We start from the raw sequence: 16,607 nt of genomic DNA on the forward strand, positions 1-16,607 counted from the left end.
GTATGCCCTTGCCCCTGTGCGATATTGGGTGAATTATTGGGTGGACCGGCGCTGGCCGTCATATCAATGAGGTTTACAATGCGTGTTGCTGTCGCAATCAGTTTGGCTTGTTTCATTCTCTCGGCCTGCACGGGCCATGATTACGAGCCGCGCGAGCCTGGGATCAGTATTTCGGGCGAAACCAAGGCTGGCCTCAAGTATAGCGGTGGTAATGTTTCCCCGGATCAGGAAACCAAGCTAACAATCAGCGTCGGCGGGACGATCTAGCGGACCTTCAGGCTATGTGAAGCAGCGCGACCGGACGCGAAAACCAGTCTGCGAACCATTGTGTGATTGCCCCATCCGCGTTGATGTCATAGACCGCATGGGACGTTTTCGTGATTGAACAGAGGTCCACATGCGCCTGTCCCGCTATTTTCTGCCCGTTTTGAAGGAAACCCCTTCCGAGGCGCAGATCGTTTCCCACCGCTATATGCTGCGTGCCGGTATGATCAAACAGCAGTCCGCCGGTATTTATTCCTGGCTGCCGCTGGGCTTCAAAGTCCTGCGTAAGATCGAGAACATCGTGCACGAGGAACAGATACGCGCCGGGCACATTCCGATGCTGATGCCAACCATCCAATCGGCTGATCTTTGGCGCGAAAGCGGGCGGTATGACGGCTATGGTGAAGAAATGCTGCGGATGCAGGACCGTCACGGCCGCGACATGCTGTTTTCACCCACTGCCGAAGAAATGATCACCGACATCTTCCGCGCGCATGTGAATTCCTACAAAGACCTCCCGCTGACCATGTATCAGATTCAGTGGAAGTTCCGCGATGAGATCCGCCCGCGTTTCGGTGTGATGCGGGGTCGCGAATTTTATATGAAAGATGGCTATAACTTCGATCTGACGAAAGAAGACGCGCTGCACGCCTACAACCGCCATTTGGTCAGCTATCTGCGCACCTATGAACGGATGGGCCTGCAAGCCATCCCGATGCGGGCCGACAGCGGTCCGATCGGCGGCGACTATACCCATGAATTCCTGGTGCTGGCTGACACTGGCGAAAGCGAAGTGTTCTATGACAGCGAAGTCACCGATCTGACCTTTGGCGACCGCGACATTGATTATGACGATGTCGCACAATGTCAGGGGGTTATGGACGAATTTACCTCGCGCTATGCCCGCACGGATGAAACCCATGACGCTGCCGCTTTCGAAAAGGTGCCCGAGGAACGCCGCCGCGTGGCGCGGGGCATCGAAGTGGGTCAGATCTTCTATTTCGGCACGACCTATTCCGACAAACTGGGCGCGACCGTGGTCGACAAGGATCAAAACCAGGTTCCGGTTCACATGGGGTCGCATGGCATTGGGGTCAGCCGCTTGTTGGGCGCGATTATCGAAGCCAGCCATGACGATAAGGGCATCATCTGGCCCGAGGGGGTGACGCCGTTCCACTGTGGGATTGTCAACCTGAAGCAAGGCGACGATGAAGCCGATGCGGCATGCGAGGCACTTTATCAACAACTGACCAATGCCGGATTGGAACCGCTTTACGACGACCGCAATGAACGTGCGGGCGGAAAGTTTGCCACGATGGACCTGATCGGATTGCCGTGGCGCATCACTGTCGGGCCACGTGGTCTGAAAAACGGGGTTGTTGAACTGACCTGCCGCCGCACGGGCGAAAGCGAAGAACTGACGCCTGATGCGGCCGTCGCGAAGGTGATCAAGATATTCGAGCCGCACCGCGTGCATGGGCTTTGATCTGGTCTGACACTCTATCGAAACGGCGTGCCGGACTGGTGCGCCGTTTTTGATTTTGAGGGCACTGGGGCCGAGCCCCTTGACCTGATCCCTCGGCTTTGGAAGGCTGTTTTCAACAAACAGAAGAGCAGGTGATCCAAATGATCCGGACGTTGGCAATGATAGGCGGCTTCGCAGGCGCCGTGGCGATGAGCCAGTTTCCCGAATTTACGCAGCAGTACATGCAACGTCTCGCGGGCGCACGGACCGAGTTGCAGGTTGTGACGACCGGGTTTGAGCTAACTGCTAAGGCGGCAGGATACACCCGCGATGAGGCTCTGGAGAAAATGGGCGGAACCAGCTTTCAGGACAATCTACGAGACCAGATGAAACGAAACATCGCGCGTTACGAGCGTCTGGACTCCGCCTACACAGCGTTGAAGGGCACCGAACCGATGGCGCGATTGGCAAAGGTCTGGCATTTCCGCGACACGGATCTGGCGAAGCGCACATGGGAAGATTTTCGCCCCGCGATCCCTGTCACCGCTGATGGTCTGCTTTGTGCAGGGATCGGTTTTGTCGGGGGATGGCTGTTGGTTTCGCTGATCCTTGGCGCGTTCTTGCGGCCATTTAGGCGCACTGCCTAGCACCGACGAGGCAAGCCACCGCCGGTCAAAACCTCAGGTTCAGACCGACTTTAACACTGTGGAACAAAGGGGTCGCCAACGTGCTGTTGCCCAACCCATCAGACAGCGTGTCTGTTCCATAGTTCACGTACTCATACTCGCCCGTGATTGACAGGCGCTTGGTCAGCGGTTGTTCGATCCCAACACCCAGAATGTATCCATTGGTGGCGTAGGTTTCGTTGATGGCAACCGGTCCGGAAGAGCCCGTTCCCATAACACTATAGTCAAACTCGGCGCGTGACAGACCCACCGTGCCATAGACGATGGAGTTCAGCACCGGCCAGACATAGCCAGCCTTCAGGCGAACCGACAGCGCGTGATTCATCGACGTTGTCCCGCTATAACCATTTGAGGTGAAAGTATCTTCTACTTTCCCACCTTCGATGGCCAGTTCGGGGCCGAACACCCAGCGATCCAGCTGCCAGCGATAGCCTGCGCGCAGACTGCCCGCCCAACCACTGTTCTCGTACTTTCCAAGATTAAATCTGTTGCCAGACCCTTGCGTGACGCCGATGCGATCGCCACCGCTGAAGTCATAACCCAACGTCCCGCCAACATAAGCACCTTCCCAGAACGGACGATCATACGATGCGATGTTCTGAATCGGGGTTTCGATGACCGGGTCGGATAGGTTTCCGGCGTTGGCCGTGTGGGCCGCCATTGCCAACGAAAGACAGGCGAAAGTTTTGGAAAGGTTAGAACAGCGAAACATGTTAATTCACCAACAGAAAATACAAGGACAACTGTTCTTTAGCCACAAAACTTGGGGTATGAAACATATTTCTGTGACATATCTAGTGTAACAACCTGACAATGCTGGATTTGCAAATGGGCGGCTCACCTTTCACGGGAACTGCTGTCATATTGCACATCCACAGTTGTCTGCACTTTGCCGATAATGGCAGGGGCGCCAAAGGTCAGCGTTTTTCGGGTGCCATGTTGCAGATGTCCTATTTCGGCCCTGCCACTACTCGGTTCACATGCCCCATTTTCCGGCCTGTTTTGACCTCTGCCTTGCCATAAAGATGCAGCGACACATCGGGTTCACGGGCAAATTCGGGCACCCGTTCCATGTCATTACCGATCAGGTTCTCCATCACCACATCCGCATAGCGGGTCCCGTCCCCCAAGGGCCAACCAACAACCGCACGAATGTGTTGTTCAAACTGATCGACGGTGCAGCCCTGCTGAGTCCAGTGGCCTGAGTTGTGAACGCGAGGTGCAATCTCGTTGACGATAAGTCCTTGGGAAGTCACGAAAAGCTCCACTCCCATAACACCCACGTAGTCTAATGCATTCAGGATTTTAGCGGCCAACAAAACCGCATCCGTTCGCTGAGCACTTGTGAGATGCGCAGGCACCGTTGTGGTAGAGAGGATGCCATCCTTATGCACGTTTTCGCCCGGGTCATAGCAGGCAATATCGCCATCAGCGTTCCGGGCTGCTATGACGCTGACCTCATGGGTGAACGTGACAAAACCCTCCAGCACCGAAGGCGCGCCCTGCATGTCGGAAAAGGCTTGGTCTGCCTGATCCACGGTCATGATGCGGGATTGACCTTTTCCATCATATCCAAAGCGGCGGGTCTTCAGGATTGACGGTGTGCCGACCAGTGCAACCGCCTTTTTCAGGTCGTTAACCGTGTCGACCTTTTGATACGGCGCGACGCGCAATCCCAGCCCGGACAAGAAGTCCTTTTCGGTCAACCGGTCCTGACTGACACGCAGCGATTCGCGGCCGGGGCGTATGGTGCGGTGTGCTTCCAGTACATCCAATGCGGCGGTCGGAATATTCTCGAACTCGTATGTGATGACGTCGACCGATGCGGCGAAGGCCTTGAGGGCCGCAGTGTCGTCGTAGCTGGCCGTTGTTACACGGTCAGCGACATGTCCGGCGGGTGGATTGGTGCCGGGTTCAAATATATGCGTCTTAAAGCCAAGCCGAGAGGCAGCGACTGAAAGCATGCGACCCAGTTGGCCACCGCCCAGAATGCCAATCGTGGCGCCGGAGGGAAGGGGATCAGTCATCGGTCGGCTCATCGGGGATCGAGGATGACAGGGCAACACGCCACGCATCCAGACGCGTGGCCAGCGCCGGGTCGGATACCGCAAGGATACCAGCCGCCATCAGGCCAGCATTTGCCGCCCCCGCCGCACCAATAGCCATCGTCGCCACCGGAAAGCCCTTGGGCATTTGCACGATGGAATAAAGGCTGTCCACACCTGACAAGGCACGGGTTTGAACCGGAACACCAACAACAGGGATGCGGGTTTTCGACGCCATCATGCCGGGCAGGTGCGCCGCGCCTCCGGCCCCGGCGATGATCACGTGAAGGCCGCGATCTGCTGCCGTCTTGCCATACTCCCAAAGCCGATCCGGGGTGCGATGTGCCGAGACAATCTTTGTCTCATACGATATACCCAGCTCGTCCAGAATGCTGGCGGCTTCCTTCATCGTGGGCCAGTCCGACTGGCTGCCCATAATGATCCCGACTTTCACATCTGTCATGGTGACCTCGTGTCTTGGAAGCCCGCTTTATAAGGCGAGGCGCGCGCGATGCAATCAGGCAATGATGTCCGGCGTCAGTTTGTCCTCGATCCGCGAGATTTTGTCCTTCAGGGCCAGTTTCTGCTTTTTCAGCCGTCTCAGCTGCAACTGATCGGCCATGCCACGTTCTTCAAGGGCGTGAATGGCGTCATCCAGATCTCGATGCTCGGCGCGAAAGACCTCCAGCTCCACGCGAAGCACCTCTTCGGTCTTCATCTCTTTGGCATTGCTCATTTATTCGGATCGTCTTTTCTGGGGCGTGTGCGGCAACAGTTTAGCGCCAACTCTACTGCAAGGCCAAGGAAAAGCGCCCCTTGCAACCGTTTGTCCGACACCCCATATTTTTGACAAGGTCGCCTCTGCGGGGCCTGCAAACGTGTCGCTTAATCAAGGACGTGTCGATGACAAAGATGAACCTGGGAACTCATCCCTTTCTGCTGGGCTTTGAACAGCTTGAGCGTATGGTCGAACAAGCCGCGAAGTCGGGCAAGGATGGCTATCCCCCTTTCAATATCGAACAGGTCAGTGACCGCGCCTACCGCATTACGCTTGCGGTGGCGGGTTTTGCGGATGACGACCTGTCAATCACGGTCGAAAACGCGAAACTGGTGATCCGTGGCGCGCAAAATGACGATGGTCAGGAACGCGTCTTCCTGCATCGTGGCATCGCCGGGCGACAGTTTATGAAAAGTTTCGTTTTGGCCGATGGCGTGGATGTCAAAGGGGCGCATACAGAGCACGGGTTGCTGCATATCGACCTTGAACGCGCCGAGCCGGAGCGCCTTGTGCAGACGATCCAGATAAAGAAGGGGTGAGCTGATGAACCATAAACTGCCTTTTGGCCAGTCCGAGATTGGCAACATCGTCTATGTAAAGGCCGTTGCGATTGATGACCTGCCGGATTCGATTCAGGACGAGGCGCGCGAGCAGGCCGACGGGGCGGAAACGCTCTACGCTGTGCATCGCGAGGACGGAGAGCAACTGGCCTTGGTCGTAGATCGGGATCTGGCCTATGCGCTGGCCCGCCAGAATGATTTTTCGCCGGTCTCGATCCACTGACAAGTGCCGGACAACCCAACCAATGAAAAACCCAGGGACATGCTCTGGGTTTTTTGCATTTTGCCGTTTGGCTTAGCCCCGGATCAGCCCCATGCTTTCCAGCTTCAGCAGAACCTGATGGGCGCAGTTGTCCACGTCTACATTTTCAGTTTCGACCGAAAGTTCGGGGTTCTGCGGCACATCATAGGGGTCTGAGATGCCGGTGAATTCCTTGATCTTGCCTTCGCGTGCCAGTTTATAAAGCCCCTTGCGGTCACGGCGTTCACATTCCTCGATCGAGGTGGCGACATGCACTTCGACAAAGGCGCCGAATTGCTCGATCTCTTCACGCACGGCGCGGCGGGTGGTGGCATAGGGCGCAATCGGTGCGCAGATGGCGATCCCGCCGTTCTTGGTGATTTCGGACGCGACATAGCCGATGCGGCGAATGTTCAGGTCGCGGTGTTCTTTCGAGAAGCCAAGCTCGCTCGACAGGTTTTTCCGCACGATGTCACCATCCAGCAGCGTCACGGGACGTCCGCCCATCTCCATCAGCTTGACCATGAGGGCATTGGCGATGGTGGATTTGCCCGAGCCCGAGAAGCCAGTGAAGAACACGGTGAACCCCTGTTCGGCGCGTGGCGGTTTGGTCTTGCGCAGCTCTTCCACAACAGCCGGGAAGCTAAACCATTCCGGGATTTCCAGCCCTTCCGACAGGCGGCGGCGCAGCTCGGTGCCCGAGATGTTCAGGATCGTCACGTCGTCCTTGTCCAGAATCTCGTCCGCCGGTTCGTATTGTGCGCGGTCCTGCACATAGACCATGTGCTTGAAATCCACCATTTCGACGCCGATTTCGTCCTCGTACTCGCGGAACAGGTCCTGTGCGTCATAGGGGCCATAGAAATCTTCACCAGCCGAGTTCTTGCCGGGGCCGGCGTGGTCACGACCGACGATGAAGTGGGTGCAGCCGTGGTTCTTGCGGATCAGACCGTGCCAAACAGCTTCGCGCGGGCCGGCCATGCGCATGGCGAGGTTCAGAAGGCTCATCGTCGTGGTGGCGGCGGGGTATTGGTCCAACACAGCCTCGTAGCACCGCACGCGGGTGAAGTGGTCGATATCGCCCGGTTTGGTCATGCCCACGACCGGGTGGATCAGCAGGTTGGCCTGCGCTTCTTTTGCGGCGCGGAAGGTCAGTTCCTGGTGCGCGCGGTGCAGCGGGTTGCGGGTTTGGAACGCGACGATGCGGCGCCAGCCCAACTTGCGGAAATAGGCGCGCAATTCGTTCGGTGTGTCGCGACGACCGCGGAAATCATAGTGGATCGGCTGCTGGATGCCGACAATCGGTCCACCCAGATAGATCTTGCCAGCCACATTGTGCAGATAGTTGACTGCCGGGTGGGCGTCGTCATCGGCGCCGAAGACTTTCTCGGCCTCCAGGGCCTTGTTCGGCTCCCACCGATCCGTCACGGTCATGGTGGCCAGGATGACGCCTTCCTGATCACGCAGGGCGATATCCTGCCCCAGTTCGATCGAGTTGGCGAAATCTTCCGACACGTCCAGCGTGATTGGCATCGGCCACAGCGTTCCGTCCGCCAGACGCATGTTTTCGACCACCCCGTTATAGTCGTCTTCCGTCAGGAAGCCTTTCAGCGGGTTGAATCCACCGTTCATCAACAGTTCCAGATCGCAGATCTGGCGTTGGGTCAGGTCGTGGCTGATCAGGTCGGTGGCTTCGACTTTCAGCTTTTGCGCGCTTTCATACGAGACATAAAGCTCCGGAATGGGAGCGAGGTTCGACAATTCCATGCAAGTGACCTTTACCGAGTTTGTGCATTGTGGACCGCGTCCGAGTTACCGGGCGTTTAGACCCGAACCGGGGGCCGTTTCAAGCACAGGTGCGGTTATTTCGTGGTTTAGGCGCGAAATGCGGCGAATTTGCCTTGCATACAGCAGCAATGCAGACTCATTTCCCGGTGAATGCGTTGGACGGAAAACCTTGATCGCGGCCCTTTGGTGACCGCGGGCACGATTTATATGTGCAGCGCGCGAGTCTTTCGCCGTCTAGCCGCTTTGCTCACCTTGCCGCGCCCGTAACTCGGCCGCCCGCTCGACCTCAGACGGATGTGGTTCAGCGCGTTTGATGAATATAACGGTTTTGCGGGTCAGCAGGATCGCATCTATCCATGCTACGATTTCGCTCTCTTCTGCGCTGATGGGCGGCCAATCGGTTTGTGCGCCTGCCAGCGCGGCCTGCAGGCGCGAGACGAAATTCCACGTCGATTCCGGATGGTCCGCATAGACCTCGTATTTTTCGGGCATTGGGAACGACGTGAAAATATCCTCGATCACATAGATGCCGTTTGGCGGCAGCAATGGGAATAATGTGCGGAACGCGGTGATCTGATGCGACCACTTGTGACTGGCGTCATCCAGAATGATTGCGGGTTGATGTTTCTGGACCAATTGGTTCAGGAAAAGGGGTTTTGCGGCGTTGCCGATCTCGACCTCGAAATCATCGCCAGAAAACTGCTGTGTTTTTGGGTTGTTGTCGACGCCGATAATTCGAGCATTGGTAAAATATTGGCGCCAGGTGCGCAAAGATGCTGCCTTGATGCGCGGCAAGCCGACTCCGAGCTCCATGAAGCAGAAATCGGCTGTTCTGTACGGCGCGAACACGAACTCGTAGAGGCGCATATAGTCGTGCCCGCGAGATGATTTGTCGGTGCCAGCCTCAACAGAGTACCGGTCAAGATCGCCCGATGGCAACAGTGGGTCAATGGGCATCCAAGCCTCCTGTAAACAACCTGTGCCAAGTGATCGGCACAGGTGCGAGTTATTCCTGTTCGGCCAGGAAGTGCTCGGCCTCAAGCGCGGCCATGCAGCCCATGCCGGCAGAGGTCACGGCCTGACGATACTTGTGATCGGTCAGATCGCCTGCGGCGAAGACACCCGGGATCGAGGTGGCGGTCGAGTCCGGCTGTGTTACCACATAGCCACCCATATGGGTTTCCAGCGTGTCCTTGACCAGCTCGTTCGCTGGCGCGTGGCCGATGGCGATAAAGACGCCCTTGGCGGGGATTTCCGTAATCTCGCCGGTTTTGACATGCTTGACGCGGACGCCGGTGACGCCCAGCGGGTCTTCGTCGCCCACGACCTCTTCCAGCACGTGATCCCACAAAGGTTCGATCTTTTCATTCTTCATCAGCCGGTCGATCAGGATCTTTTCGGCGCGCAATTCGTCACGACGGTGCACCAGCGTCACTTTCGAGGCGAAGTTGGTCAGGAACAGCGCTTCTTCAACCGCCGTGTTGCCGCCGCCGATCACGATTATTTCTTGCCCGCGATAGAAAAACCCGTCGCAGGTGGCACAGGCGGATACGCCGAAGCCCTTGAACTTTTCCTCGCTGTCCAGACCCAGCCACTTGGCGCGGGCGCCGGTCGCAAGGATGACGGCATCAGCCTTATAGGTCGTGCCGCTGTCGCCGGTCGCGGTGAAGGGTCGTTCGGACAGGTCCAGATCGGTGATCAGGTCGCTGATCACCTCGGTCCCGACCGCTTTGGCGTGGGCTTCCATCTTGACCATCAGGTCGGGGCCTTGAATCTCGGTCTCGCCGGGCCAGTTCTCGACCTCGGTGGTGGTGGTCAGCTGGCCGCCGGGCTCCATGCCCTGCACAAGGATCGGTTCCAACATGGCGCGGGACGCATAGACGGCGGCGGTATATCCGGCCGGGCCAGAGCCGATGATCAGGACTTTTGTTTTGCGGGTTTCTGACATGCGGGATTCCTTGAGCATTCTGGGTTTCCAACGCATATAAGGCGGCGCGGGGCTGGTGGAAAGCCCGTGTCCACTTCCAAAGGCGCGGCAATGTGCTACGTCACCAATGGCAATGACAGAAATTATGTTGCGCAGCAGCGAAAGATTGTTGCGCAATTGAACTCTAACCGGTAATCTCTGCACAATTTCCAACGAAATCTCTGGTTCTGCCGGGATCACTGGGCCCACCCAAAAAGGTTCATCAATGACCGCAAGCAAACTTGATCCAATTGATCGCATGATTCTCGCCGAGCTTCAGGCAGATGGCCGCATGACAAATGTTGAGCTGGCCAAGCGCGTGGGAATTTCTGCGCCCCCCTGTTTGCGGCGAGTCAGAACGTTGGAAGAACAAGGGTTGATCCGGGGGTATCACGCCGATGTTGATGCGCGTGCGCTTGGGTTCGAAGTGCAGGTGTTTGCAATGGTCGGTCTTGTGAGCCAGGCCGAGTCCGATCTGTCGGCGTTTGAAAACCAATGCCGGGGATGGTCGCTGGTTCGCGAGTGCCACATGTTGAATGGCGAAGTTGATTTCGTCCTGAAATGCGTGGCCCCCGACCTATCCACCTTCCAGACTTTCCTGACCGAAGAATTGACCGCTGCCGAAAACGTGGCGTCGGTTAAAACCTCGTTGGTTATTCGCGGTGCGAAAGACGAACCGGGCGTTCCGTTCGATGTGCTTGAAGCGCGGCTTGGCTCGGCACCCTGAACGGCGCGCGGCGCTACGGAAGACGAATGGCTGAAATCAGGCGACCGTAATCCGGTTCCTTCTTGTGGCAGCTGCGCCGATAGGAATAGAAACGGTCGGGGTCAGAATAGGTGCAGTGACCCACCCATTCGGCGCGCTCCACCCCCGCCTCGCGCAACAGGTGCAGACCAAACCCCGGCAGGTCGAACATCGCGCGATCCCCCTCGCCACCTGCAAAGAAGCGACCATAGTCGGGGTTGTGGTCCATGAAATTGTCAAAAAACTCGGGTCCAACTTCATAGGCACGTTGGCTGATCGTGGGTCCGATGATAGCGGTGATGCCGCTGCGGGTTGCCCCAAGTGCGGTCATCGCGGTGATCGTTGCCTCAAGCACGCCGCCAAGTGCACCCTTCCAACCGGCATGGGCCGCGCCGATTACACCAGCTTTGGCATCCGCAAACAGAACAGGCTGGCAGTCTGCGGTCAGGATCGTCAGGGCAAGGCCGGGCGTGGCCGTAACAAGCGCATCCGCTTCTGGTTTGGCACCGTTGATGGGACCATCCAGCGTCACCACGTTTGCGGAATGCACCTGATGCACGCCACACAGCCTGTCGCGTTCAACGCCCATCGCGTCTGCGACGCGGTCGCGATTGATCGAAACCAGCTCGGACTGATCCTGACTTCCCATGCCGCAATTCAGGCCCGCGTAAACGCCAGACGATGCGCCGCCCCGGCGGGTGAAAAACCCGTGTTTCAAAGGCGCCAATGCGTTTGCAGTTATGATTTCAAGGGTCATGCCGGGTCAGTTTGGTTGGGTGTTCGGGCAAGGCCGGGCAGGTTGGGCGCATCTGCGCGAGTCAGACCCAGCACTTTGAAGAGCGTCCCCATTTCATCCGGGTGCGTCAAGCGTCGGTGTGCATTGATATGCACGTCCAACGCGCTTCCAGTAAGGCGTGCGGCCAATGTTTGTGCCCGCTGGGTGATGCCGAGCCGTTCCAGAAAGATGCCCTGAGGGGTCAGAAGATGTGGGGAAAGCGGGGCCGCGGCGCGGACCAAGGTTTCGAAGTCCACATGGGCAGTCAGGTCTGCCTTGCCGGGGGTGGTCAGCGGGTCGACATGTTCATGTGCTGATATGGCCTGCAAGGTATCCCCTACCGACCGCCAGTCGCCATAGTCGATGATCAGAGCCGCACCGCCGTGTGTTGCAATGCGCGTTGCGATCTGTGCCATAATGGCGGGGGCAGGCGGGCACAGCTCGACCACATCGCCGTCACGCGTGTCGCCCAACCGGTGCTCCAGATCGCGAACGGGTAGGGAGGCCGTCAGACCTATTGCCAGATTGTCGTGCTCAAAACCAACCTGACGTTCGCGCCAACCGGTGCCATCTTTTTGGAACTGGCGAATGGGCAGGGCGTCGAAAAATTCATTGGCCAAAAGAAACAGCGGAGCTTCGGGCAACGTATCGACGCTTTCGTGGTGCACGATGGCATGAGGCGCAAGCGCCTTTGCCTGCGCGGTTTTCAGCACCGGAGAGGCTTCGATCAGATGCACCCGAGCGGCGGCGTGGAAACCCGGCACATTCTTGGTGGCGCGCAGGATATCTGCCATCAGGGTGCCGCGTCCCGGTCCAAGCTCTGCAAGTGTGAAAGGGGCGGGTGCGCCCTGATCCAGCCAGGTCTGTGCCAAGGCCAGCCCCAAAAGCTCGCCAAACATCTGGCTGATCTCGGGGGCGGTGGTGAAGTCGCCCCTCGCGCCAAAGGGATCGCGGGTTGTGTAATAACCGTGATCGGGATGGAGCAGACATTCAGCCATGAACTCTGCGATCGAAATCGGGCCGGTGACGGCGATCCGCCGCCCCAGTATCTTGGCAAGCGGGGTCATGAGGTCGCAGGTGGCCACGACCGGCGGGCCGCCCAGACCATGGTGATGATCCCGATTACAATCATTGGAAGCGTCAGTGTTTGCCCCATGGTCAGCCCCCAGTCACCAAGTCGGATAACGTGACCCCACGGATTGTCCGGCGCGATGAACTGCATGTCGGCCTGTCGGAAAAACTCGACGACGAAGCGCGACAGCCCATAGCCCAGAAAGAACAGTCCGGTCAGCATCCCCGGTCGCTTCAGCCATCCACGCCGGAAGGCCAGCGTTAGAAGCAGGGTCGCCAGCACAAGCCCTTCCAGAGCCGCTTCGTAAAGCTGGCTGGGGTGGCGCGCGCAGGCGCCAAGGGCGGCATCCCATCCGGGGCAGGTTTGCGCCTCGCCGGGAAAGATGACACCCCAGGACGCGGTGGTCGGGCGACCCCAAAGCTCGGCATTGATGAAATTCGTAATCCGCACCAGCCCGATGCCAATCGGGGCGGCAATGGCCATCAGGTCTGCCAGTTGGGCCACGGCAATCCCATGCTTGCGCGCAAACAACCACGTAACGGCGATGATCCCAAGAAAGCCACCATGAAATGACATGCCTCCGGTCCAGACCTTTGGGATGTCCAGCGGGTTATGAAGGAAATGCGCGGGGTCATAGAACGCCACATAGCCCAGTCGCCCGCCCACAACGATGCCGATAATCGCCCATGTGGCAAGGTTTTCCAGCTGTAATCGCGTCATCGGCACGTCACCGCTCCACAGAGCGGGCTTTGAAATTGCGCGCGCGATGATCCACCAGCCAAGTGCAATACCGACCAGATATCCAAGCGCATACCAGCGCAAGGCGAAGGTGAATGTGCCGATTTCGACCGAGAAGATCTCGGGCGAAATGGCGGGAAAGGGGATAGCCATGAACATGGCGCATTCCTGACCCTGTCCGGTGGGGCAAGTCAACCTTGTCTCGGTCCCCGGAAATCCCCATATAGAGGTCAGCAAGCGAGGAGATGCCGATGCAGACGCGCAATAAAATTCTGGACGATATGTCCCAGTTGATGACCAACGCCATGGGCGTGGCCCAAGGTGCCAAGGACGAGGCCGAAACAGCGATGAAAAGCTGGATGGATCGTTGGCTTGCAGATCGCGATTTCGTGACCCGCGAAGAATTTGATGCCGTGCGGACCATGGCGCAAAAAGCGCGCGAGGAGAACGAGGCGCTCAAATTGCGTCTGGACGCGCTTGAGAAGAAAAAAGCGAAAAGCTGATCGAGCGTTCAGCGCCAGCGTCAGTCGGACGCCAACACAGGCTGTCTATTTCAGAATGGGCGGTTTGTCGGGGTCAGAGCCGGGCGCAACCGGTGCCAGCCGTTCCTGCGGTTCGGGTTTTGGCAGATCAAACCTGATGCCAAGCGCTGCAAGTTTCCCTGCTGCCTGATCTTGGCGGGAAAAGAACCCCACATCCATTTCCCCTGCATCAAGCCCTGAAAATGTCAGTGCTTCGTTTGCAGCCCCGGCCAAGGCGTGTTCGGCACCGGGGGCCGTGTCCACAAAACCAAGCAGATGCCCTTTTCGCCCATCGGCATATGTAACACCCGCCAGACAGGCATGGCTGGCCAATCCACCTGCGCTGGCCAGTTTGATGCCAAGCGCCGAGATCAGGGCTTCGGGCACGGAAGGCGCATGAACTTCGGCGATGCGAGCCTCGACCTGTTCCGGCCCTGTTTTCAGTGTGTCGGCCAGCCAGGAAATAGCCTCGGACGGGATCAGGATCGAGGACGGCGCGACCCCCAAATTGACACCCAGACCGATGGTTTGCCCGGCCAACATGTTGGCAACCAAGCGGCCCGGAAGGGCGGCGTAAGGGGCGGGCGTGCCAACAAATTCTGCCAGTCGATCCTCTTGATCGAACACAAGGGCGAAGGTCGCCCCCTCAAGCTCGAACAGTTCCGGTGAAATCTCGTCCCCGTTCGGTTCTTCGGTCAGGAGCAGAAACAGCTCGCCATCCGCCAAACGCTCATAAAACCGAAGCCGGGCCGCATCATCATCCAGATCGGCTTGCATCGCCGCGTGGGCGTCATCAAGGCGGGTCGTCTCGGTCATGGCGCGTCCTTTGCGCTTGAGTTTGAAAGCACCTCGGCCAGTCGAGATCTGAGAACCGGCAGCAATTCGGCTTCGAACCAGGGGTTTTTCTTCAACCATCCCGTATTGCGCCAGGACGGATGAGGCAAGGGAAACAGGCGCGGCGCATGATCGCGCCAGCCCCTGACGGTTTCGGTCACACCCTTGCCACGCCCAAGATGCCGCGCCTGCGCATAACCCCCAACCAGAAGTGTCAGGGGCGTGTCCGCAAGATCATTATCCACGCGATCCGCCCATGTTTCTGCGCATATTCGGGGCGGGGGCAGGTCCGACCCTTTCGCATCATAGCCCGGAAAGCAAAATCCCATCGGCGTGATGGCGATACGGGTTTGATCATAAAAGGCGTCGCGGTCCAGCCCCATCCAGTCGCGCAACCGATCACCCGACGGATCGTCGAAGGGCAGGCCAGACTTGTGCACCCGCAGTCCCGGCGCTTGCCCAATGATGCGCACCTTCGCACCTTTCCGGAACCAAACCACTGGGCGGGGGGCGTGGTTGGTCTGTGTGGCGGCAAACCGGTCGGCACACAAACGGCAGGCTTTGATGTCATCTGTTAGACGGGACATGGCTGTAGGCTAGGACTGTCCGGCCAGGGGTGCAATATTTCGATAGTTGTCGAAATAAAGCTTGCCCAGTGCAATTATTTCTATATTTCTAGAAATATGAAACACGAATCTCTTGAACCCCTCCATGTCGATATTGCGGCCTCACAATTCGCCGCCCTCGGATCCGAACACCGCTTGTCTGTCTTGCGCACGTTGGTGCGCGCTGGGCCAGAGGGTCTGCCCATCGGCGCATTGGGGGAACGTTGCGGGGTCACGGGGTCAACCTTGACCCACCATATGAAAATCCTTGCGGCTGCCGGGTTGGTTACGCAGGAAAAACAAGGTCGTAGCATCATTTGCGCTGCTGCTGAATATGATGTGATGCGGGCACTTTCGAATTATCTTCTGTCGGAATGCTGCGCGGATTGTCCAGACGGAAAGGGCCACGATCATGGCTGAGACGACGCAAACGCAACCGCCTTCGAAACGCTGGCACATCGACAAGGCATGGGTGGCGATCCTGCTGATCCCGGCCGTTTTGGCCCTGTTCGCGCCCCAAGAAGTCGGCCCAACCATCACCTTTGCGCTGACCGCGCTTATGCACACTGCGCCGTTCATTTTGTTTGCGATCCTTGCGGTGGCTTATCTGAAGGCGACAGGGGCAGAAAACCTGCTGGCCCGTGCCTTTGAGGGCCGCGAGGCGCGCATGATCGTGTTGGCTGCATTTGCCGGTGGCCTGTCACCTTTCTGTTCCTGCGAGGTGATCCCGTTCATCGCGGCCTTGCTGGCCGTCGGCGCCCCCTTAGGTGCTGTCATGGCGTTCTGGTTGTCCTCGCCCCTGATGGACCCGGCGATGTTTGCCATCACCGCGGGCACGTTGGGCACCGGCTTTGCCGTAACGAAAACCATCGCCGCGGTGTCGATCGGCTTGTTTGGAGGGTTCACCGTCAAAGCCATGGCCAAATCGGCATTGTTTTCAGATCCGTTGAAAAACACACCCGCACCGGCCTGCGGGTCATCCTCGGGCTGCTGTGCCGGGTCCGGCGCAGATATCTACTCCGGGGAGGTCAAATGGCGGTTCTGGACCGAGAGCGCCCGCCGTTCGACCTTCCAATCCACTGCCATCGAAAACGCGCTTTTCCTGACAAAGTGGTTGCTGCTCGCCTATATGCTTGAAGCGCTTATGCTGCGCTATGTTCCGGCGGATCTGGTTGCGCAAGTGTTGGGCGGGGCTGGAATCGGTCCGATCTTGCTGGGGGCCATCGTGGGGGCGCCCGCCTATCTGAACGGTTATGCGGCCGTACCAATGGTGGCGGCACTGCTAGAGCAGGGCATGTCGAACGGTGCGGCTATGTCCTTTGTCATCGCTGGCGGTGTCAGCTGTATCCCGGCTGCCGTCGCGGTTTGGGCGCTGGTCAAGCCTCGCGTGTTTGTCGCCTATCTTGGGCTGGCCATGATCGGAGCCGTTGTGGCCGGGCTGGTCTGGGGGTTGGCCGCCTGATGCCGCAATGAAACAGATATTGCGCGCGGCCATTGTTGTTTGAGCCCAGTTGAAGTATTTCC

At 58.2% G+C, this 16,607-nt stretch carries 21 protein-coding genes; 9 read left to right on the forward strand and 12 right to left on the reverse strand.

Annotation, left to right across the window (positions count from 1 at the left end; genetic code table 11):
- The first annotated feature begins 78 nt into the window (after positions 1-78).
- The 3 genes from J3R80_RS10520 to J3R80_RS10530 all read left to right on the forward strand — a co-directional run bounded on the left by J3R80_RS10520 (position 79) and on the right by J3R80_RS10530 (position 2,376).
- Positions 79-267, forward strand: coding sequence for a hypothetical protein (locus J3R80_RS10520; RefSeq protein WP_275393731.1), 189 nt, complete (start codon positions 79-81; stop codon positions 265-267).
- A gap of 130 nt (positions 268-397) precedes the next feature.
- Positions 398-1,750: a proline--tRNA ligase gene (gene proS, locus J3R80_RS10525; protein WP_275393732.1), complete on the forward strand. Its 1,353-nt coding sequence runs from the start codon at positions 398-400 to the stop codon at positions 1,748-1,750.
- A 140-nt stretch (positions 1,751-1,890) separates the two neighbouring features.
- A complete protein-coding gene (locus tag J3R80_RS10530) occupies positions 1,891-2,376 on the forward strand; it encodes a DUF2937 family protein (RefSeq protein ID WP_275393733.1) in 486 nt (161 codons plus the stop codon).
- A gap of 25 nt (positions 2,377-2,401) precedes the next feature.
- Here the strand turns inward: J3R80_RS10530 and J3R80_RS10535 are convergent, their stop codons facing one another.
- The 4 genes from J3R80_RS10535 to J3R80_RS10550 form a co-directional block, all read right to left on the reverse strand.
- Positions 2,402-3,076, reverse strand: coding sequence for an outer membrane beta-barrel protein (locus tag J3R80_RS10535; RefSeq protein ID WP_275393734.1), 675 nt, complete (start codon positions 3,074-3,076; stop codon positions 2,402-2,404).
- Positions 3,077-3,365: 289 nt separating this feature from the next.
- A complete protein-coding gene (locus J3R80_RS10540) occupies positions 3,366-4,442 on the reverse strand; it encodes a 5-(carboxyamino)imidazole ribonucleotide synthase (protein WP_275393736.1) in 1,077 nt (358 codons plus the stop codon).
- Complete coding sequence (gene purE / locus J3R80_RS10545) at positions 4,435-4,923, reverse strand: 5-(carboxyamino)imidazole ribonucleotide mutase (protein ID WP_275393737.1); 489 nt, start codon at positions 4,921-4,923, stop codon at positions 4,435-4,437. The genes J3R80_RS10540 and purE overlap by 8 nt, the downstream gene beginning before the upstream one ends.
- Before the next feature lie 54 nt (positions 4,924-4,977).
- Positions 4,978-5,196 (reverse strand): DUF465 domain-containing protein, encoded by a 219-nt coding sequence (locus tag J3R80_RS10550; RefSeq protein ID WP_191285154.1) that lies wholly within the window; start codon positions 5,194-5,196, stop codon positions 4,978-4,980.
- A 167-nt stretch (positions 5,197-5,363) separates the two neighbouring features.
- Here J3R80_RS10550 and J3R80_RS10555 point away from each other — a divergent pair, with 167 nt between their 5' ends.
- Positions 5,364-5,777 carry an Hsp20 family protein gene (locus J3R80_RS10555; RefSeq protein ID WP_275393738.1) on the forward strand — a complete coding sequence of 138 codons (414 nt, stop codon included), beginning with the start codon at positions 5,364-5,366 and terminating at the stop codon, positions 5,775-5,777.
- A 4-nt stretch (positions 5,778-5,781) separates the two neighbouring features.
- Positions 5,782-6,021, forward strand: coding sequence for a DUF1150 family protein (locus J3R80_RS10560; RefSeq protein WP_275393739.1), 240 nt, complete (start codon positions 5,782-5,784; stop codon positions 6,019-6,021).
- Positions 6,022-6,093: 72 nt separating this feature from the next.
- On the opposite strand, the gene J3R80_RS10565 is transcribed toward J3R80_RS10560, so the two are convergent.
- From J3R80_RS10565 to trxB, 3 genes are all read right to left on the reverse strand, one after another.
- Positions 6,094-7,806 carry a bifunctional sulfate adenylyltransferase/adenylylsulfate kinase gene (locus J3R80_RS10565; protein WP_275393740.1) on the reverse strand — a complete coding sequence of 571 codons (1,713 nt, stop codon included), beginning with the start codon at positions 7,804-7,806 and terminating at the stop codon, positions 6,094-6,096.
- Between the two features lie 255 nt (positions 7,807-8,061).
- Complete coding sequence (locus tag J3R80_RS10570; RefSeq protein WP_275393741.1) at positions 8,062-8,784, reverse strand: hypothetical protein; 723 nt, start codon at positions 8,782-8,784, stop codon at positions 8,062-8,064.
- A 49-nt stretch (positions 8,785-8,833) separates the two neighbouring features.
- Positions 8,834-9,775, reverse strand: a complete 942-nt coding sequence (trxB, locus tag J3R80_RS10575) for a thioredoxin-disulfide reductase (RefSeq protein WP_275393742.1) — start codon at positions 9,773-9,775, stop codon at positions 8,834-8,836.
- Positions 9,776-10,019: 244 nt separating this feature from the next.
- On the opposite strand from trxB, the gene J3R80_RS10580 reads away from it, so the two are divergent.
- A complete protein-coding gene (locus J3R80_RS10580) occupies positions 10,020-10,520 on the forward strand; it encodes an Lrp/AsnC family transcriptional regulator (protein ID WP_275393743.1) in 501 nt (166 codons plus the stop codon).
- A 13-nt stretch (positions 10,521-10,533) separates the two neighbouring features.
- Here J3R80_RS10580 and pgeF read toward each other — a convergent pair whose 3' ends face one another.
- The 3 genes from pgeF to lgt are packed head-to-tail and all read right to left on the reverse strand — an operon-like array spanning position 10,534 to position 13,282.
- Positions 10,534-11,295 carry a peptidoglycan editing factor PgeF gene (gene pgeF, locus J3R80_RS10585; protein WP_275393744.1) on the reverse strand — a complete coding sequence of 254 codons (762 nt, stop codon included), beginning with the start codon at positions 11,293-11,295 and terminating at the stop codon, positions 10,534-10,536.
- On the reverse strand, positions 11,292-12,380 hold the full coding sequence (locus J3R80_RS10590; protein WP_275393745.1) for an SAM-dependent methyltransferase: 1,089 nt from the start codon (positions 12,378-12,380) through the stop codon (positions 11,292-11,294). The genes pgeF and J3R80_RS10590 overlap by 4 nt, the downstream gene beginning before the upstream one ends.
- Positions 12,377-13,282, reverse strand: a complete 906-nt coding sequence (gene lgt / locus J3R80_RS10595) for a prolipoprotein diacylglyceryl transferase (RefSeq protein ID WP_275393746.1) — start codon at positions 13,280-13,282, stop codon at positions 12,377-12,379. The genes J3R80_RS10590 and lgt overlap by 4 nt, the downstream gene beginning before the upstream one ends.
- 92 nt (positions 13,283-13,374) lie before the next feature.
- Between lgt and J3R80_RS10600 the strand changes: the two genes are divergently transcribed.
- On the forward strand, positions 13,375-13,626 hold the full coding sequence (locus J3R80_RS10600) for an accessory factor UbiK family protein (protein WP_275393747.1): 252 nt from the start codon (positions 13,375-13,377) through the stop codon (positions 13,624-13,626).
- A 45-nt stretch (positions 13,627-13,671) separates the two neighbouring features.
- Here J3R80_RS10600 and J3R80_RS10605 read toward each other — a convergent pair whose 3' ends face one another.
- Both J3R80_RS10605 and J3R80_RS10610 read right to left on the reverse strand, forming a co-directional pair.
- Entirely contained in the window at positions 13,672-14,460 is a 789-nt protein-coding gene (locus tag J3R80_RS10605) for an SseB family protein (protein WP_275393748.1), read from the reverse strand.
- On the reverse strand, positions 14,457-15,065 hold the full coding sequence (locus J3R80_RS10610) for a uracil-DNA glycosylase family protein (protein ID WP_275393749.1): 609 nt from the start codon (positions 15,063-15,065) through the stop codon (positions 14,457-14,459). The genes J3R80_RS10605 and J3R80_RS10610 overlap by 4 nt, the downstream gene beginning before the upstream one ends.
- Before the next feature lie 96 nt (positions 15,066-15,161).
- Here J3R80_RS10610 and J3R80_RS10615 point away from each other — a divergent pair, with 96 nt between their 5' ends.
- Together J3R80_RS10615 and J3R80_RS10620 are read left to right on the forward strand one after the other, a co-directional pair.
- Positions 15,162-15,503 carry a metalloregulator ArsR/SmtB family transcription factor gene (locus J3R80_RS10615; protein WP_275393750.1) on the forward strand — a complete coding sequence of 114 codons (342 nt, stop codon included), beginning with the start codon at positions 15,162-15,164 and terminating at the stop codon, positions 15,501-15,503.
- Entirely contained in the window at positions 15,496-16,545 is a 1,050-nt protein-coding gene (locus tag J3R80_RS10620) for a permease (protein WP_275393751.1), read from the forward strand. Before J3R80_RS10615 ends, J3R80_RS10620 begins: the two co-directional genes overlap by 8 nt.
- Positions 16,546-16,607: the final 62 nt, after the last annotated feature.

The sequence above is a fragment of the Aliiroseovarius sp. Z3 genome (assembly GCF_029105185.1).
Lineage (GTDB): Bacteria > Pseudomonadota > Alphaproteobacteria > Rhodobacterales > Rhodobacteraceae > Aliiroseovarius.

What these genes read in the sequence shown, in the direction of transcription:
- J3R80_RS10520 (WP_275393731.1), top strand. Translation starts at nt 79, where the DNA reads ATGCGTGTTGCTGTCGCAATCAGTTTGGCTTGTTTCATTCTCTCGGCC.
- proS (WP_275393732.1), top strand. Translation starts at nt 398, where the DNA reads ATGCGCCTGTCCCGCTATTTTCTGCCCGTTTTGAAGGAAACCCCTTCC.
- J3R80_RS10530 (WP_275393733.1), top strand. Translation starts at nt 1,891, where the DNA reads ATGATCCGGACGTTGGCAATGATAGGCGGCTTCGCAGGCGCCGTGGCG.
- J3R80_RS10535 (WP_275393734.1), bottom strand. Translation starts at nt 3,076, where the DNA reads ATGGCGGCCCACACGGCCAACGCCGGAAACCTATCCGACCCGGTCATC.
- J3R80_RS10540 (WP_275393736.1), bottom strand. Translation starts at nt 4,442, where the DNA reads ATGACTGATCCCCTTCCCTCCGGCGCCACGATTGGCATTCTGGGCGGT.
- purE (WP_275393737.1), bottom strand. Translation starts at nt 4,923, where the DNA reads ATGACAGATGTGAAAGTCGGGATCATTATGGGCAGCCAGTCGGACTGG.
- J3R80_RS10550 (WP_191285154.1), bottom strand. Translation starts at nt 5,196, where the DNA reads ATGAGCAATGCCAAAGAGATGAAGACCGAAGAGGTGCTTCGCGTGGAG.
- J3R80_RS10555 (WP_275393738.1), top strand. Translation starts at nt 5,364, where the DNA reads ATGACAAAGATGAACCTGGGAACTCATCCCTTTCTGCTGGGCTTTGAA.
- J3R80_RS10560 (WP_275393739.1), top strand. Translation starts at nt 5,782, where the DNA reads ATGAACCATAAACTGCCTTTTGGCCAGTCCGAGATTGGCAACATCGTC.
- J3R80_RS10565 (WP_275393740.1), bottom strand. Translation starts at nt 7,806, where the DNA reads ATGGAATTGTCGAACCTCGCTCCCATTCCGGAGCTTTATGTCTCGTAT.
- J3R80_RS10570 (WP_275393741.1), bottom strand. Translation starts at nt 8,784, where the DNA reads ATGCCCATTGACCCACTGTTGCCATCGGGCGATCTTGACCGGTACTCT.
- trxB (WP_275393742.1), bottom strand. Translation starts at nt 9,775, where the DNA reads ATGTCAGAAACCCGCAAAACAAAAGTCCTGATCATCGGCTCTGGCCCG.
- J3R80_RS10580 (WP_275393743.1), top strand. Translation starts at nt 10,020, where the DNA reads ATGACCGCAAGCAAACTTGATCCAATTGATCGCATGATTCTCGCCGAG.
- pgeF (WP_275393744.1), bottom strand. Translation starts at nt 11,295, where the DNA reads ATGACCCTTGAAATCATAACTGCAAACGCATTGGCGCCTTTGAAACAC.
- J3R80_RS10590 (WP_275393745.1), bottom strand. Translation starts at nt 12,380, where the DNA reads ATGACCCCGCTTGCCAAGATACTGGGGCGGCGGATCGCCGTCACCGGC.
- lgt (WP_275393746.1), bottom strand. Translation starts at nt 13,282, where the DNA reads ATGTTCATGGCTATCCCCTTTCCCGCCATTTCGCCCGAGATCTTCTCG.
- J3R80_RS10600 (WP_275393747.1), top strand. Translation starts at nt 13,375, where the DNA reads ATGCAGACGCGCAATAAAATTCTGGACGATATGTCCCAGTTGATGACC.
- J3R80_RS10605 (WP_275393748.1), bottom strand. Translation starts at nt 14,460, where the DNA reads ATGACCGAGACGACCCGCCTTGATGACGCCCACGCGGCGATGCAAGCC.
- J3R80_RS10610 (WP_275393749.1), bottom strand. Translation starts at nt 15,065, where the DNA reads ATGTCCCGTCTAACAGATGACATCAAAGCCTGCCGTTTGTGTGCCGAC.
- J3R80_RS10615 (WP_275393750.1), top strand. Translation starts at nt 15,162, where the DNA reads ATGAAACACGAATCTCTTGAACCCCTCCATGTCGATATTGCGGCCTCA.
- J3R80_RS10620 (WP_275393751.1), top strand. Translation starts at nt 15,496, where the DNA reads ATGGCTGAGACGACGCAAACGCAACCGCCTTCGAAACGCTGGCACATC.